We start from the raw sequence: 15,289 nt of genomic DNA on the forward strand, positions 1-15,289 counted from the left end.
CAAAAATACGATTGCGGTCCGCGCGTTGCGCGGACCGCTCTCTCCGTCAAAGCAGGCCTGTCGGCGCCCGCATATCTTTTAGTAGGCGCTGAGGCCGGTGCCCTTGTAGACTTTGTCGAATTCGGCCTTCACCGCCTCGTTCTGGTACGATGCCACCAGCGTCTTCACCCAGGCCTCGTTCTCATTGCCGACCTTCACAGCGATGAAGTTGCGGTAGGGATTGTCTGATATAGGCTCCTGCGCGATGCGGTTTTCCGGCGTCAGGCCGCTTTTCAGCGCCCAGTCGGTGTTGACCACGGCGGCGTCGAGATCCTCGACCGACCGGCCGACGATGCCGGCGTCGAGCTCCTTGATCACCACCTTCTTGGCATTCTCAGCGATGTCGGCGGTGGTGGCGAGAATGCCGGTGCCGTCCTTCAGCTTGATCACGCCCTCGTTCTGCAGCACGCGCAGCGCACGGCCTTCATTGGATGGATCGTTCGGCACGCCGATGACAGCGCCCTCGGGCAGGTCGGCGACCTTGGTGTACTTCTTCGAGTAGAGGCCGATCGGCCAGACGCCGGTATAGCCGACGCGCACGATGTGGTACCCTTGTGTCTTGATCTGGTTGTCGAGATAAGGCTGGTGCTGGAAGGCGTTGGCGTCGATCTCGCCGCGCTCCAGCGCCTCGTTGGGCTGGGTATAGTCGTTGAACACCACGGTCTCGATGGCCAGGCCCTTTTCGGCCGCCTGCGCGACAACGACGCGCCAGACATCCTCGTCCTCGCCGCTGATGATGCCGACCTTGATCGCCTTCTTGTCTTCGGCGAACGAAGCCTGCGGCGCCATCAGGCTGCCGATCGCGACGGCCGATGCAAACAGCAAGGCAAGGCCACTGCGCCGGTTGAGGGTTGACCAGGGGGAAGATGGCAAAGTGTTTCTGAAGTCAGTCATGATTGATCTCTCCGGTTGTGAAGTCATGGCAGCCGGGCGGATTTGCCGAGCCTTGGTCACATCCTCAGAAATTCTATCGATTTTATCAAAGAACGCGTTTCGCCGTTCTCGTCAAAGCCGGGAATATTCTCTCAAAAATTTCAAGAGCGTGAGCACAAGACGCCGCCGGATCGACCGCGGTGGATTGGAGCGATCCTGCGCGTGCCTGGCGGGAAGGTCAGATTAGGAGAAAGACCAGCACTGTCACCGATCTCAAAGTGCGATCCATGCCGTTTTCAGTTCCAAATATTTCTCCAGCGCATGCAGCGACTTGTCGCGGCCGAAGCCGGATTGCTTGACGCCGCCGAGCGGCACGGTGATGTCGGCGCCGCCATAGGTGTTGACGTGGACGACGCCGGCATTGATGGCGCGCACCATGCGATGCGCGGTGGAAAGGTTGGCGGTCCACACCGCCGAGGCAAGCCCATAGACGGTCGAATTGGCAAGGCGCACCGCTTCCTCCTCGGTCTCGAAGCGCATGACGCCGAGCACCGGCCCGAACACCTCTTCGCGGGCAAGCTGCATGTCTTGGGTGACGTTCTCGAAGATCGTCGGCGCCATGTAGCTGCCGTCGGTCTCGGCCAAGATGCGTTCGCCGCCGGTGACCAGCCGGGCGCCTTCGGCTTGCGCCCTGGCGACGAAACCGAGGTTCTTGTCCAGCTGTTCGGCGCTCGACACCGCGCCGATGTCGCTCGAGAGATCGAGTGGATCGCCGACTTTCAGCCGCGTGGTCGCCGAGACAAGCTCGTCCATGAAGCGGTCATAGACCGATGCCTGAACGAGCAGGCGCGAGCCGGCGACGCAGACCTGGCCGGAATTGCGGAAGATGCCGTTGGCCGAGACCACAGCCGCCTGTTTCAGGCTAGGGGCGTCGGCAAAGACGATGTTGGGCGACTTGCCGCCGAGTTCGAGGAAGACGCGCTTCAAATTGGAACGCGCGGAATATTCGAGCAGCCGCCGGCCGACCGGCCCCGAGCCGGTGAAGGCGATGGCGTCGACATCCATATGCAGGCCGAGCGCTTCACCGGTGACCGCGCCGCGCCCGGTGACGACGTTGAGCACACCGGCGGGAAGTCCGGCCTCGCTTGCCAATTCGGCCAGCCGCAGCAGCGTCAGCGAAGCGATCTCCGGCGGCTTGACCACCACGCAATTGCCGGCGGCCAGAGCCGGCGCGATCTTCCAGGCGCCGATCATCAGCGGGAAGTTCCACGGCACGATGACACCGACGACGCCGAGCGGCTCCTTGTGGATCAGCCCGAGCACATTGTCGGCCGTCGGCGCGATCTCGCCATAGATCTTGTCGATCGCCTCGGCGTAGTAGCGGATGGTGCCCGCCGCCGACAGCGGTTCGGCCTTGTAGGCCATGCCGATCTCGGTGCCGTTGTCGCGCACACCGAGCACGGCCAGTTCGTCGGCATGCTTTTCGATCAGCTCCGCGAGTTTTGTCAGCACCTTCTTGCGAAAGGCCGGTGCCGAGCGCGACCACGAACCGTTCTCGAACGCCTTGCGTGCTGACTTCACGGCGCGGTCGATGTCGGCGGCATTGCCGTCGGCGATGCTGGCGAAGGGCCGGCCATCGATCGGCGACGTGACCGGCAGGCTCGCGCCACTCATGCCATCGGTGTGTGCGCCATCGATGAACAGGCCCCGCGCGCCGATCTCCGTCTTGCGCAGCGTGTCGATGGCGTTCTGGCTGATCATTGGCGACGGACTCCCTGGGAAACATGCACCAGAGGGTGGCGTGATACGCGCCCTCCGGCTTCGCTCAATCCTTCAGCGGCTGGCCGAGATTTTCGAAGGCGACCGGATCGCGGCTCTTCAGCGCGCTTGCCAGCAGCAGTCCGACAATTGCGGCAATCAGCACCAGTCCCGGCAGGAACACGCCGAGGAAGCCGCTGGCGCCCGACAGGCCGCCGAAATTGATGACGATCAGGTAGATGATGACGACGAAGGCGATGAAGGTTAGCCCAGGCAGGATGGTAGTTTTCAGCGCGTTCTCCTGCGCAGCCGGATTGGCCCGGAAGAACATCACCACGGCGAGCGAAGCCACCGCCATCATGACGATGACGCCAAGTGTCGCGACATTGGTCAGCCACGAGAACAGGGCCAGCACCGGATCGAGGCCGAGCACGGCGAACAGCCCGACGACGATTGCCGCAAGCACGCTCTGGATGACCGAGGCGACATGCGGGCTCTGGTGCGCCGAATGCGTCACGCCGATCGTCTGCGGCAGAAGCTTCTCGCGGCCCGAGACATAGATATAGCGCGCAACCGCATTGTGGAACGCCAGCACGCCGGCAAACAGGCTGGACACGAACAGGATGCTCATCGCCTGCGACAGCATCGTTCCGGCGTAGCGGTCGGACAGGCCGAACAGGAAAGTCGTCGGATCCTGCAGCCCTTGCAGGGTCGGCAGCAGCTTGTCGACACCGGTGCCGACCGCCATCAGCCATGCCGTGAGCATGTAGAAGACGCCGATCAGCAGGACGGAGAAATAGGTGGCGCGGGGAACCGTGACCTCGGGGTCGCGGGCTTCCTCCGCATAGATGGTCGTCGCCTCGAAACCGATGAAGGCGGCGAAGCAGAACAGGATGGCAATGGCCGGCGCGCCCGATGTGATCTGGCTCCAGCTGAACGGTGCCGCCGACAGCCCGCTATCGCCGCCGGTCTTGAGGATGGCGATGTCGAGGATCAGCACCACCAGATATTCGCACAGCACCAGCACCGTCAGGATCTTGGCCGACAGGTCGACCTGCCGGTAGCCGAGCACGGCGACGAGCGCGATGGCGATGAAGCTCCACACCCACCAGGGCAGGTCGATGCCCCAGCCGGCGAACAATCCGGCGGTGGCCGCACCGAGCAGGCCCATGACGCCGATCTGCATGGCATTGTAGGACAGGATCGCGATCAGCGCCGTGGCGCCGCCGGCCAGGCCGCCGAGCCCGCGCGCCGCATAGGCGTAGAAGGCGCCGGCATTGCCGACATGGCGCGACATCGTCACATAGCCGACCGCGAACAAGAGCAGCAGGACGGTGACGATCAGATAGGTGCCGGCAAATCCGGCGCCATTGCCCATCAGCATGCCCAGCGGCGTGCCGCCGGCGACTGCCGTAAGCGGGGCCGCCGCCGAAATCACCATGAAGGTGATGGCGCCGACACCAAGACTGTTCTTGCGCAGCCTGTTGGCTGGCGCCTGCTCCGAAATTGCTGACATTGGTCCCTCCTGTTTACCGGCCGATCGGCCTGTTCCACGCGCTCTAGATGTCGGTTCATTATTTGAACCATTATTTTGAATATAGACTTGCAAACAAAGCCGATGCCTGTCAAGTTAATTCACACGTTAATTGATTGCTCCTGAATGGACTGGGAGGTTGAGCTGGGTACGGTCGGCAAGGCGATTTCACTTCTGGAGCTGTTCACCGTCGACGAGCCCGAGCTCGGACTGTCCGACCTGGCGCGCCGCTCGGGCTTCGACAAGGCGACGACGCGGCGGCTGCTGGTCGCGTTGACCGGCCATGGCTTTGTCGAGCAGGATGCCGCCACCCGGCACTATCGCCTCGGCGCCGGCCTGTCGCGGCTGGCGCGCATCCGCGAGGCGCGCTTTCCCTTCTTGCAGACCGCGGTTCCCCTGGTACGGGACCTGGCGATGTCGACGGCCGAGACCGTGCACCTGTCGGAATTCGGCGCCGATGCGCTGGTCACCGTCCATGTCGAACATCCGGCCCGGGCAAACCGGGTCAACGTCGATATCGGCCAGCTTCTGCCCTTGCACTCCACCGCATCCGGCATCGCCTATCTGGCCTTCGCCCGCGACGAGACCGTCAAGGCGTGCCTGACGGGCTCCCTCAATGCCTTCACGGCACACACGCTCATCGAACCGGCGGCTATTTCCGGCTCCATCGGCGAGACGCGTGATCGCGGCTATTCGATTTGCGATCAGGGTTTTGAGGAGGGCGTGATCAGCGTCGCGGCGGCGATCCGCGCGGCGGACGGCTTTGCACTTGGCACCATCGCGGTGGCCGCGCCAAAGGCCAGGACGACGGCAGCCGCAATAGAAGAGCGAGGACTTGCAGTGATGGCCGCGGCACAGGAGATTTCGATGCGCCTCAATGGCGAGAACCTGCAAACCCTGAGGAGGCAGGCGTGATGTCCGCGGAGACGGCGACAGTGCCCAGCATCCTGGTCATCGGCACGGGTGACACCAAGGCCGAAGAGCTCTTGTTCATGAAACAGTGCATCGAGGCATCGGGCGGCCGCGCGGTGATGATGGATGTCAGCGTGCTGGGTGATCCGCCCTACAGCCCGGATCACGACAAGCATGCCGTCGCCCGCGCCGTGGACGTGACCATCGCCGAGATCGTCGCAAGTGGGGACGAAAACACCGCCATGACGCTGATGGCCGGCGGCGCCGTGCAGCTGGCGCGCAAGCTTCACCAAAGCGGCGAGATCGACGGCTTCATCGCCATTGGCGGCTCGATGGGAACAGACCTTGCGCTCGACGTGGCGCTTTGCCTGCCGCTCGGCGTGCCGAAATTCGTCGTCTCGACCATCGCCTACTCGCATCTCATCCCGCCCGAGCGCGTCGCCCCCGACCTGATGATGATCCTCTGGGCCGGTGGGCTTTATGGCCTCAACAGCATCTGCAAGGCGGTTCTGTCGCAGGCCTGCGGCGCGGTCGTCGGCGCGGCCAGGATCATGCTGGCGTCGCGTGCCTCGGCTCCCGCCACCGGCCCAACCATCGGCATGACCTCGCTCGGCAGCAGCTGCCTGCGCTACATGAAGACGCTGAAGCCGGCGCTGGAACGACGCGGCTATGACGTCGCTGTCTTCCACACCACCGGAATGGGCGGCCGCGCCTTCGAGTCGATCGCCGGACAGGGCCACTTCTGTGCGGTCTTCGACTTCAGCCTGCAGGAAATCACCAATCATCTCGCCTGCTCCGTCGTCAGTTCCGGCGCCGACCGGCTGGAGAATGCCGGCGCCCGCGGCATTCCGCAGATCGCCGCGCCCGGCGCGGTCGACATGGTCGATCTGCCGACCTGGCAGGATTTGCCGGCTAAGTTTTCGCAGCGCCCTTTCCATGCCCACAACCGGCTGATCGGCTCGGTCACGGTCGATGCCGACGATCGCCGGCAGGTCGCCAGAACCATTGCCGCCAAGCTCGGCGCCGCGAAGGGGCGCTCCGCCTTCATCCTGCCGTCCGGCGGCATCCAGGAGTGGGACACGCGGGGCGAGCCGCTGTATGAGCCCGAAGCCCTTGCCGCCTTCGTCGATGAAATGCGCAAGGCCATACCCACCAGCGTCGAGTTCCACGAAATCGACGCCCACATCAACAGCGACGACTTCGCCGGCAAGGCGCTCGAAATCTTCGACCGCTGGGTCGAGGAAGGCATTGTGCCGCGCGGCAAACCGGCCAAGGGAGACGCCGCGTGAGCGCTCTGCCGGCCCGGGCGTTGGTCCTTGATTTCGGCGGCGTCGTCACCCGGACGCTGTTCGAGACGCATGCCTTGACCGAACAGGCGCTCGGCCTCATCGAGGGAACGCTGCAATGGCGTGGGCCGTTCGACCCCGACAGCGATCCGCTGTGGCGCTCGATGCAGGCCGACGAGATCAGCGAGCGCGACTACTGGCGCACACGCACAAGCGAGGTCGGCCGGCTCGTCGGCGAGGACTGGCAGGCCATGGAAACCTTTGTCCAGCGCGCGCGGGGCGCGGAGCCGGAAAAGGTGGTGCGGCCAGAGGCCGACAGCGCCATCCGCGCCGTGCATGCGGCGGGCTTTCGCCTCGCGATCCTGTCCAACGAGCTCGACCTCTTCTACGGCGCCGACTTCCGCCGGCGGCTGCCGCTGCTCGGCCTGTTCGACGCCATAGTCGACGCCACCTATACCGGCATCCTCAAGCCCGACCCTCGCGCCTATGCCTTCGTCACCGAGGCGTTAGGCCTGCCTGCCGAGGCTTGTGTCTTCGTCGACGACCAACTGCGCAATGTCGATGGCGGTCGTGCCGCCGGCATGCGCACGGTTCATTTCGACGTGGCCCGGCCAGCACTTTCCTATGCCGAAGCCCTCGGCCATTTCGACCTCGTCCCAGCTGCCTAGACCATTTGCGGAGCCTGCCATGCGCGACATCAATTTCCTCACCGAGACTAACGCCAAGCCGATCTGGCACCCGATGGCGCATCCGGCTGAGATGCGGGCCAATCCGCCGAAGATCATCATGAAGGGCGAGGGCGTCACCGTCACCGACATCGACGGCAGGAGCGTGCTCGATGCCGTCGGCGGCCTGTGGAACGTCAATCTCGGTTACAGCTGCGATCCGATCAAAAAGGCGATCGCCGACCAGCTCGGCGCGCTGCCCTACTATTCCGGCTTTCGCGGCACTTCGACGGGGCCGTCGATCGAGCTCGCCTACGAGCTCAGCGAATGGTTCGAGCCGGAAGGGATGGTGCGGACGTTCTTCACCTCGGGCGGCTCTGACTCGGTCGAGACGGCGCTGCGGCTGGCCAGGCAATACTGGAAGATCCGCGGCCAGGGCGACCGCACCAAGTTCCTGGCGCTGAAGAAGGGCTACCACGGCACGCATTTCGGCGGCGCGTCGGTCAACGGCAACGCCAATTTCCGCCGCAACTACGAGCCGCTGCTGCCGGGCGTCTTCCACATCCCGGCACCGTGGACCTTCCGCAACCCGTTCGACGAGACCGACCCGGCGCGGCTGGCGAAACTATGCGCCAAGGCGCTGGAGGACGAGATCGCCTTCCAGGGCGGCGACACGATCGCCGCTTTCATCATGGAGCCGGTTCTCGGCGCCGGCGGCGTCATCGTTCCGCATGAGAGCTTCATGCCGCTGGTGCGCGACATTTGCGACCGCCACGAGATGCTGCTGATCGCCGATGAGGTGGTGACCGGTTTTGGCCGCTCGGGCGCATGGTCGGGCTCCAGGCTGTCGGGCGTGAAGCCGGATTTCATGACCATCGCCAAGGCGATCACCTCGGGCTATTTCCCGCTCGGCGCCACTTTGATTGGCGGAAAGGTTGCCGACGTCTTCGAAGCCGACAAGACCAGTTTCGGCTCGATCGGCCATGGCTATACCTATTCCGGCCATCCGGTCGGCTGCGCCGCGGGGCTGGCGGCGCTTGCCGAAACCAAGCGGCTTCGCCTGGACGAGAACGCGGCCGCGCGGGGCATCGAATTGGCAGTCGTGCTGGAAGGGCTGAAGGCCAGGCATGCGATCGTCGGCGATGTCAGGTACAAGGGCCTGATGGCTGCTGTCGAACTGGTCTCGGATCGGGCCACCAAGAAGCCCACCGACAAGAAGACCATGGCCGTGGTTTCGGAGGCGGCTTACGAAGCCGGCGTCATGCTGCGCGTCTCCGGCAACAACATCATCCTGTCGCCGCCGCTCATCATCAGTGCCGCCGACGTCGCGAAGATCGGCGAAGCGCTGGATGCTGGCCTTTCGAAGGTCTGACCGGGCAGCGGACACAACGGAGTTTCGGTACGCAAATGGCTTATTCGCAGGAAAAGATGGCCGGGGAGGCGCTGGTTGGCCGACGTTCCCGCCTGCTCGGCGCGAAATCGCAATTGTTCTATGACGAGCCCGTGCATCTGGTGCGCGGCGAAGGCGTCTGGCTCTACGATGCCGACGGCCGCAAATATCTCGATGCCTACAACAATGTCGCGCATGTCGGCCACTGCCACCCGCATGTGGTCGAGGCCCTGTGCCGGCAGGCAAGCCTGCTCAACACCCACACGCGTTACCTGCACACCGCCATCCTCGACTATGTCGAGCGGCTGACCGCGACCTTCGATGCCAGCCTGTCCACCGCCATCCTGACCTGCACCGGCAGCGAGGCCAACGACATCGCGCTGCGCATGGCGCAGGCCGCCACCGGCCGCATGGGCATCATCGCCACCGACGCCACCTATCACGGCAACACTTCCGCCGTTTCGCAGCTCAGCACGCGCATGCCGCCGGTCGGCGGCCGCGCCCGCCACGTCAGGCTGGTGCCGGCGCCCGACAGCTATCGCCATCCGGACGCAATGGCCAACGGCAAGGCTTTTGGCGACGCGGTGCGCGAAGCCATCGCCTTGCTCGAGCAGGACGGCATCGGCCTGTCCGGCATCATCCTGTGTCCGCTGCTCGCCAATGAAGGCTTCCCGGCGCTTCCCGCTGGATTTTTCGATGATGCCGTGGCGGCGGTGCGCGAAGCCGGCGGCCTGGTCATCGCCGACGAGGTGCAGCCCGGCTTCGGTCGCACCGGCAGCCATTTCTGGGGCCATCAGCGCGCCGGCTTCATTCCCGACATCGTCACCATGGGCAAGCCGATGGGCAACGGTCACCCGGTCGCCGCCGTGGTCACCACCAGCGACCTTTTGGCGACCTTCCGCAACGCCTTCCGCTACTTCAACACGTTTGGTGGCAACCCGGTTTCCTGCGTGGTGGCCAATGCCGTTCTCGATGTTCTGGAACAGGAGAACCTCATCGCCAACGCACGCGACGTCGGCGCCTATGCGCTCGGGCTGTTGCGCCCGCTGGCCGATCGCCACGAATGCATCGGCGAAGTCAGGGGCGCGGGACTGTTCTTCGGCGCCGAGCTGGTTCACGACCGCGAGACGCGCGAGCCGGCGCCCGGCATTGCCGAGCAAGTCGCCAACCGGATGCGCCATCGTGGCGTGCTGATGGGCAAGACCGGCATCCACGGCAATGTGCTGAAGATCCGCCCGCCGATGCCGTTTTCCCGCGACAATGCCGCCTTCCTGATCGGCGTGCTCGACGAGGTGCTTGACGAAGTCGGTGGAGTGCCGGCGTGAACGCTGTTTCCACGTCGCCTGAACCGGAGGACGCCGCCACCGTCACCAAACTGGCGCGACGCGCGCTCGCATATTGGGGCGTCAGCGACGGTCAGCCCGAGCTGCTGAAATACCGCGAGAATGCCGTGTTCCGGGTCCGTCTGCCCAATGGACAACCGACGGCCATGCGCATCCACCGGGCCGGCTACCATTCCGACGCCGCGCTGCGCTCGGAACTGCAATGGATGGCCTTCCTGCAATCGGCGGGGGTCGCCACGCCGTCCCCCATTGCCGCGCTGAGCGGCGATCTGTTCGTGCCGGTCGGCACCGGCACATCGGCGCCGCCGCGCCAGGTCGATTGTCTCTCCTGGCTTGAAGGCCGCGCCGTCGGGGCGCGAGGCGTGCCGCTCGACTATACGCCCGAGCAGGCAACACGGGTCTTCACGGCGATCGGGCGAACCATCGCCCATATGCACAATGTCGCCGCCGCCTGGACGCCGCCCGCCGGCTTCACCCGCCATGCCTGGGATTTCGACGGCTTCTTCGGCCCGAACCCGACCTGGGGCCGTTTCGAGACCTCTCCCTTCCTCGACGGCTCCCGCCGCGCGTTGGTTTTCCAGGCGCGCGAAAAGGCCATGATGGCGCTGTCGGGGCATGAACGCAGCACCCGCAATTTCGGCATCATCCACGCCGATCTGGTGCGCGAGAATGTGCTCGTGCATGAGGGCGGGATCCGCATCATCGACTTCGACGATTGCGGCTATGGCTGGCACATGTACGACCTTGCCGTCGCCCTCTATCAGAACCGCGAGGAGGCGACCTATCCGCTGATCGAGACCGCCCTGCTCGACGGCTATCGGCAGGTACGCGAGCTGACGCCGCGGGACATCGCCGCATTGCCGCTGTTTTCGGCATTGCGTGCCTTCGCTCTTCTCGGATGGGTGCAGAGCCGTGTCGAAGGCGACATCACCAGGGACGTCGGCATGCGCATGTCGGCCATCGCAGCCGATGTGGTGATTGCCTATCTCAAAGCAATCCCAGGAAAAGCGTGACGCGGTTTTCCCGGGAAAAGCGCATAGCGCTTTCCCTTGGGAATTGTGTCAAAACGAGGCGAAGTGAATGCTGACCGTGCCCGAACTGCCGAAATCGGCGACGATGGTGTCGCCGGGCCGCGCCTCGACGGGGCGCACGAAGGATCCCGACAGCACCACCTCGCCGGCCGCGATCGACAGGCCGTAGCGGGCGAGCCTGTCGGCCAGCCAGGCAACGCCCATCGCCGGATGGTTGAGCACGCCGGCGCCAAGCCCGGTCTCCTCGACCTCGGCGTTGCGTGAGACGATGGCGCCGATCCAGCGCATGTCGGCCTCCTCGGGCCGCTGCGGCCTGCCGCCGATGACGATGCCGGCATTGGCGGCATTGTCGGAAATCGTGTCGAAGAAGGTGCGCGCTTTCTTCGTCTCCGCATTGACGCGCTCGATGCGCGTGTCGAGGATTTCGAGCGCCGGGGTGATGTAGTCGGTGGCGTCGAGCACGTCGAAGATGGTCACGCCGGGACCCTTCAACGGCGCCTTCATGACGAAGGCGATCTCGGCCTCGACACGCGGCTGGATGAAGCGGCCGGCCGGAACCGTCGCGCCATCGTTGAAGAACATGTCGTCGAACAGCACGCCCGAATCCGGCGTGTCGATGGCCAGCGCATATTGCATCGCCTTGGAGGTCAGGCCGATCTTCCAGCCCTTCGGCTTCAGCCCGGCAGCGATCTTGCGTCTCACCAGCGCCGCCTGCACGCGATAGGCGTCCTCCATCGTCGCCTCGGGGAAGTCGAGGCTGAGCAGGCGGATCTGGCGGCGCGAGCGCTCGGCCTCGAACAGCCGCGCCGCGGCGTCTTCCACTTGCTCCGGGGTCATTGGGCTCCCTCGTCGACGACGCCGTTTCGCAGCAGGCCAATGCCTTCGGCCTCGACCTCGATCACATCGCCCGGCTTCAGCCAGATCGGCGGTTCGAAGCGGGCGCCGGCACCGGTTGGCGTGCCGGTGACGATGACGTCGCCGGGCACCAGCGTGGTGAAGGTCGAGATGTAGGCGATAATCTTGCGGAACGAGAAGATCATCCGGCTGGTGCGGTCCTGTTGGCGCAGCTCGCCATTGACGCGGGTGGTCAGTGCGATGTCGGCAATCTGCGCCTCATCGGTGAACGGCACCAGCCAGGGGCCGATCGAGCCGCTGCGGTCGAAATTCTTGCCTTGCGTGACGTTGAACTTGGCATGCCGCACCCAGTCGCGGATGGTGCCCTCGTTGCACAGCGACAGCGCCGCGATGTGGCCGAGCGCGTCGGCTTGCGCGATGCGCCGGCCGGCCTTGCCGATGACGATGACGATCTCGCCCTCATAGTCGAGCTGCGGTGATTCCGGAGGCCGCACCAGCGGCGCGCCGTGGCCGACGAAGGAGCGGGGAAAGCGGATGAACAGCGACGGGTTCGAGGGGGCTGCCTGGCCGTCCTTGTACTCCTCGTTGCGGTCGGGATAGTTGACGCCGACGCAGATGATCTTTTCCGGTGACGGGATCGGGATGTCATAGGCGATGGCGTCGAGCGGAAAATCGGCGGCAAAGGCGTCCGCCTCTTCCGCCAGCCGCCGCAAGGCGCCGGCTTCGATCACTTCGCGTAGCGTCGGCCACTGGCCATGGCGGGCCGACAGGTCGACGACGCCCTTGCCGGTGATCGCGCCATAGCGCGCCTTGCCGCCGACGATGAAGGTGGCCAATCGTGGCGGGGTCATGCTGCACCGCCGGTCGGCTTCTGCTGGCCTGGAGCTTTACGGCGCCCCCCCTCTGTCCTGCCGGACATCTCCCCTACACGGGGGGAGATTGGCAGCTCGGACGGATGGCGCTCTTCTTGCAGCGTTGGAGATTGGCGAAGGCGGAGATGAAGTCCAATCTCCCCCCTCGTGGGGGAGATGTCCGGCAGGACAGAGGGGGGCGCGAAGGAATGCCGTCATCGATCAAATCTCATCAAGGCGCGATGATCGGCGAAGCTGTCAGATCCGGCTGACGCGCCGCAACCCCGGCAAATGCGCTACCCTCCTCGAACCAGCTTTTGGGCGCCGGCGCGCCCCACAGCGTCTGGCGCTGCGGGTCCTTGAGGTCCCATTTGATCGGCTCGAGATCCGGATCGACCGTCTGGTAGTCCGAGCAGTAGATCTCGATGCGATGGTTGTCCGGGTCGCGGACGTAGAGGAAGAAAGCGTTGGAGATGCCGTGCCGGCCGGGGCCGCGTTCGATGTTCGGGAGGTAGCCGGTCGTCGCCATCAGGTCGAGCAGGTCGATGATGTTGAGCGGCGTCGGCACCCAGAAGGCGACGTGGTGCAGGCGCGGTCCGATGCCATTAGTGAAGGCGATGTCGTGGACGCCGCCCTTGCGGTGCGTCCACGCCGCCCACAGCTTTCCGCTGCTGGCATCCTCGGTGTATTCGGTGACGCGGAAGCCGAGCTCGTTGTAGAAGGCGACGGATTCGTCGACATTCGGCGAAAAGCAGTTGAAGTGGTCGATGCGCAGCGGCTTGACGCCGTGATAGAGCGCGTATTTCTGGTGGATCGGCGGCAGCCGCTCCATCTCAGCATAGAATTCGAGCGGAATGCCGTGCGGATCGCGGGTGCGGAAGGTGCGCGACTGGTAGGGCCGCTCGACCCATTCCACCGGCAGGCCTTTGCCGTTGAAGAAGTGCTCGGCCTTGTCGAGATCCTCCTCGGAAAACAGCTTGAAGCCGAGATCGTGCGCTTCGGCCGCGCCAGCCTTCTTCAGCACGATGCAATGGTGCCCGCGCTCCTCCAGCGCCCTGAGATAGATGCTGTCTGACGTCTCGTCGGTGACCTGCAGGCCGAGCGTGTCGACATAGAAGGCGCGCGACCTGGCGAGGTCGGTCACCGCCAGCTCGACATGGCTGAGCCGCACGATGTTGAACTCAGGGTAGAGATTGGGCTTGGGCAAGGGCATTTGATTTCCTCTGATCAGCCGCCGAGTTTCTGGATCGCATGCGCGGTCGTGGCGAAGGCTATGTTCTTCGTCTCCATGTAGAAGTCGAAGGAATGGTCGCCGCCGTCGCGGCCGATGCCGGAATTCTTGACGCCGCCGAATGGGGTCGGCAAATGGCGCACATTCTCGGAATTGACCCAGATCATGCCGGCGTCCAGCGCATCGGTGAAGCGGAAAGCCCTGATGACGTCCGACGTCCAGAGATAGCCGGTCAGGCCGTACTGCGTGTCGTTGGCCAATGCCAGCGCTTCGGTCTCGTCGGCGAACGGAATGGCGCTCAGCACCGGCCCGAATATCTCCTCCTGCGCGATGCGCATGCCGTTGGAGACGTTGGTGAACAGGGTCGGGCCGACATAGCAGCCGCCGCCCGGCCCGTCGACCTTGCCGCCGCCGGCGGCGAGCGTCGCGCCCTCCGATTTGCCGATGTCGATATAGGACAGCACCTTCTTCTCATGCACCGGATGGATCAGCGGCCCAACCACCGTTTTCGGATCGAGCGGGTGGCCGACGACAATGCGATTTGCCCTTTCGGCGACCTTGGCGGTGAAGCCTTCATAGACCGAGGCCTCGACCAGCAGGCGTGACGACGAGGTGCAGCGCTCTCCGTTCAGCGAATAGATCATGAAAACGGCGGCGTCCGCCGCGCGCTCGAGATCGGCGTCGGCAAAGACGATCACCGGGTTCTTGCCGCCGAGCTCGAAATGCACGCGCTTCAGTGTGTCGGCACCTTGGCGCATGATCATCGAGCCGGTGCGGCTTTCGCCGACGAAGCCGATCGCCTTGATATCAGGATGCTCGGTCAGCGCCTTGCCGGCGTCCTCGCCGAGGCCGTTGACCAGGTTCCAGACGCCTTTCGGCAGCCCGGCCTCTTCAGCGATCTCGACCAGCAGGCGGGCGGTCAGCGGCGAGAACTCAGCCGGCTTATGAACCACGGTGCAGCCGGAGGCTAGCGCCGGCGCGATCTTCCAGGTCGACAGCATGAACGGCGTGTTCCACGGCGTGATCACGCCGACCGGGCCGATCGGCACCCGTGTGGTCATATTGACCTGGCCTGTGGTGCGCAGCGTCTCGCCGTCGCGTGCCTCGGGCGCACGGTCGGCGAAGAAGCGGAAATTCTCGGCACCCCGCAACGCCGCCTTGGCCATGAACTTCAGCGCCTGGCCGGTGTCCATGCATTCGACGAAGGCGATCTCCTCGGCGCGCGCCTCGATCGCGTCGGCTATTTTGTGCAAGAGTTTCTTGCGCGCCTCGCCCGGCATCGCTGCCCAGGCCGGAAACGCCGCCTTCGCCGCCCTGGCGGCGCGGTCGATGTCGGCGGCACCGCCGCGCGCGACGCTCGCCAGCGGCTTGAGGTCGACCGGCGACAGCGTTTCGAACGTCGCGCCGTCGAGTGCGGGCACCGCTTCGCCGCCGATCTGGTTCAACACGCCGTCGCGCTTGAAGCGAGCCAGATAGGCCTCGGCCTTCTTCAGATTGCCTTCGAGATCGGACATATCAGCT

General features: G+C 64.9%; 13 protein-coding genes. 6 read left to right on the top strand and 7 right to left on the bottom strand.

Annotated elements, in window-relative coordinates:
* Positions 1-78: 78 nt before the first annotated feature.
* The 3 genes from ACFSQT_RS13370 to ACFSQT_RS13380 all read right to left on the bottom strand — a co-directional run bounded on the left by ACFSQT_RS13370 (position 79) and on the right by ACFSQT_RS13380 (position 4,186).
* Entirely contained in the window at positions 79-933 is an 855-nt protein-coding gene (locus ACFSQT_RS13370) for a MetQ/NlpA family lipoprotein (RefSeq protein ID WP_379019245.1), read from the bottom strand.
* 252 nt (positions 934-1,185) lie between these two features.
* On the bottom strand, positions 1,186-2,673 hold the full coding sequence (locus ACFSQT_RS13375; RefSeq protein ID WP_379019247.1) for an aldehyde dehydrogenase: 1,488 nt from the start codon (positions 2,671-2,673) through the stop codon (positions 1,186-1,188).
* Between the two features lie 64 nt (positions 2,674-2,737).
* Positions 2,738-4,186 carry an APC family permease gene (locus tag ACFSQT_RS13380; protein ID WP_379019249.1) on the bottom strand — a complete coding sequence of 483 codons (1,449 nt, stop codon included), beginning with the start codon at positions 4,184-4,186 and terminating at the stop codon, positions 2,738-2,740.
* 162 nt (positions 4,187-4,348) lie between these two features.
* Between ACFSQT_RS13380 and ACFSQT_RS13385 the strand changes: the two genes are divergently transcribed.
* From ACFSQT_RS13385 to ACFSQT_RS13410, 6 genes are read left to right on the top strand one after another with little or no spacing between them, the layout of a single operon-like run.
* Positions 4,349-5,119 carry an IclR family transcriptional regulator gene (locus ACFSQT_RS13385; protein ID WP_379019434.1) on the top strand — a complete coding sequence of 257 codons (771 nt, stop codon included), beginning with the start codon at positions 4,349-4,351 and terminating at the stop codon, positions 5,117-5,119.
* Positions 5,119-6,405: a Tm-1-like ATP-binding domain-containing protein gene (locus ACFSQT_RS13390; protein ID WP_379019251.1), complete on the top strand. Its 1,287-nt coding sequence runs from the start codon at positions 5,119-5,121 to the stop codon at positions 6,403-6,405. Before ACFSQT_RS13385 ends, ACFSQT_RS13390 begins: the two co-directional genes overlap by 1 nt.
* Positions 6,402-7,070 carry an HAD family hydrolase gene (locus ACFSQT_RS13395; RefSeq protein WP_379019253.1) on the top strand — a complete coding sequence of 223 codons (669 nt, stop codon included), beginning with the start codon at positions 6,402-6,404 and terminating at the stop codon, positions 7,068-7,070. Before ACFSQT_RS13390 ends, ACFSQT_RS13395 begins: the two co-directional genes overlap by 4 nt.
* Positions 7,071-7,089: 19 nt before the next feature.
* On the top strand, positions 7,090-8,439 hold the full coding sequence (locus ACFSQT_RS13400; RefSeq protein ID WP_379019255.1) for an aminotransferase class III-fold pyridoxal phosphate-dependent enzyme: 1,350 nt from the start codon (positions 7,090-7,092) through the stop codon (positions 8,437-8,439).
* 35 nt (positions 8,440-8,474) lie between these two features.
* Positions 8,475-9,782 carry an aminotransferase class III-fold pyridoxal phosphate-dependent enzyme gene (locus ACFSQT_RS13405; RefSeq protein ID WP_379019257.1) on the top strand — a complete coding sequence of 436 codons (1,308 nt, stop codon included), beginning with the start codon at positions 8,475-8,477 and terminating at the stop codon, positions 9,780-9,782.
* Positions 9,779-10,813: a phosphotransferase enzyme family protein gene (locus ACFSQT_RS13410; RefSeq protein ID WP_379019259.1), complete on the top strand. Its 1,035-nt coding sequence runs from the start codon at positions 9,779-9,781 to the stop codon at positions 10,811-10,813. Before ACFSQT_RS13405 ends, ACFSQT_RS13410 begins: the two co-directional genes overlap by 4 nt.
* Positions 10,814-10,861: 48 nt before the next feature.
* Here the strand turns inward: ACFSQT_RS13410 and hpaH are convergent, their stop codons facing one another.
* The 4 genes from hpaH to hpaE all read right to left on the bottom strand — a co-directional run bounded on the left by hpaH (position 10,862) and on the right by hpaE (position 15,282).
* Complete coding sequence (gene hpaH, locus ACFSQT_RS13415) at positions 10,862-11,668, bottom strand: 2-oxo-hept-4-ene-1,7-dioate hydratase (protein ID WP_379019261.1); 807 nt, start codon at positions 11,666-11,668, stop codon at positions 10,862-10,864.
* On the bottom strand, positions 11,665-12,537 hold the full coding sequence (locus tag ACFSQT_RS13420) for a fumarylacetoacetate hydrolase family protein (RefSeq protein ID WP_379019263.1): 873 nt from the start codon (positions 12,535-12,537) through the stop codon (positions 11,665-11,667). The genes hpaH and ACFSQT_RS13420 overlap by 4 nt, the downstream gene beginning before the upstream one ends.
* Positions 12,538-12,769: 232 nt before the next feature.
* Positions 12,770-13,750: a 3,4-dihydroxyphenylacetate 2,3-dioxygenase gene (gene hpaD / locus ACFSQT_RS13425; protein ID WP_379019265.1), complete on the bottom strand. Its 981-nt coding sequence runs from the start codon at positions 13,748-13,750 to the stop codon at positions 12,770-12,772.
* Between the two features lie 14 nt (positions 13,751-13,764).
* Positions 13,765-15,282 (bottom strand): 5-carboxymethyl-2-hydroxymuconate semialdehyde dehydrogenase, encoded by a 1,518-nt coding sequence (hpaE, locus tag ACFSQT_RS13430; RefSeq protein ID WP_379019267.1) that lies wholly within the window; start codon positions 15,280-15,282, stop codon positions 13,765-13,767.
* Between the last annotated feature and the right edge of the window lie 7 nt (positions 15,283-15,289).

It is taken from the genome of Mesorhizobium calcicola (assembly GCF_042682105.1).
Taxonomy (GTDB): domain Bacteria; phylum Pseudomonadota; class Alphaproteobacteria; order Rhizobiales; family Rhizobiaceae; genus Mesorhizobium; species Mesorhizobium calcicola.

Coding starts and splice junctions, on each gene's coding strand:
- ACFSQT_RS13370 (WP_379019245.1), bottom strand. CDS start 933: ATGACTGACTTCAGAAACACTTTGCCATCTTCCCCCTGGTCAACCCTC.
- ACFSQT_RS13375 (WP_379019247.1), bottom strand. CDS start 2,673: ATGATCAGCCAGAACGCCATCGACACGCTGCGCAAGACGGAGATCGGC.
- ACFSQT_RS13380 (WP_379019249.1), bottom strand. CDS start 4,186: ATGTCAGCAATTTCGGAGCAGGCGCCAGCCAACAGGCTGCGCAAGAAC.
- ACFSQT_RS13390 (WP_379019251.1), top strand. CDS start 5,119: ATGTCCGCGGAGACGGCGACAGTGCCCAGCATCCTGGTCATCGGCACG.
- ACFSQT_RS13400 (WP_379019255.1), top strand. CDS start 7,090: ATGCGCGACATCAATTTCCTCACCGAGACTAACGCCAAGCCGATCTGG.
- ACFSQT_RS13405 (WP_379019257.1), top strand. CDS start 8,475: ATGGCTTATTCGCAGGAAAAGATGGCCGGGGAGGCGCTGGTTGGCCGA.
- hpaH (WP_379019261.1), bottom strand. CDS start 11,668: ATGACCCCGGAGCAAGTGGAAGACGCCGCGGCGCGGCTGTTCGAGGCC.
- ACFSQT_RS13420 (WP_379019263.1), bottom strand. CDS start 12,537: ATGACCCCGCCACGATTGGCCACCTTCATCGTCGGCGGCAAGGCGCGC.
- hpaD (WP_379019265.1), bottom strand. CDS start 13,750: ATGCCCTTGCCCAAGCCCAATCTCTACCCTGAGTTCAACATCGTGCGG.
- hpaE (WP_379019267.1), bottom strand. CDS start 15,282: ATGTCCGATCTCGAAGGCAATCTGAAGAAGGCCGAGGCCTATCTGGCT.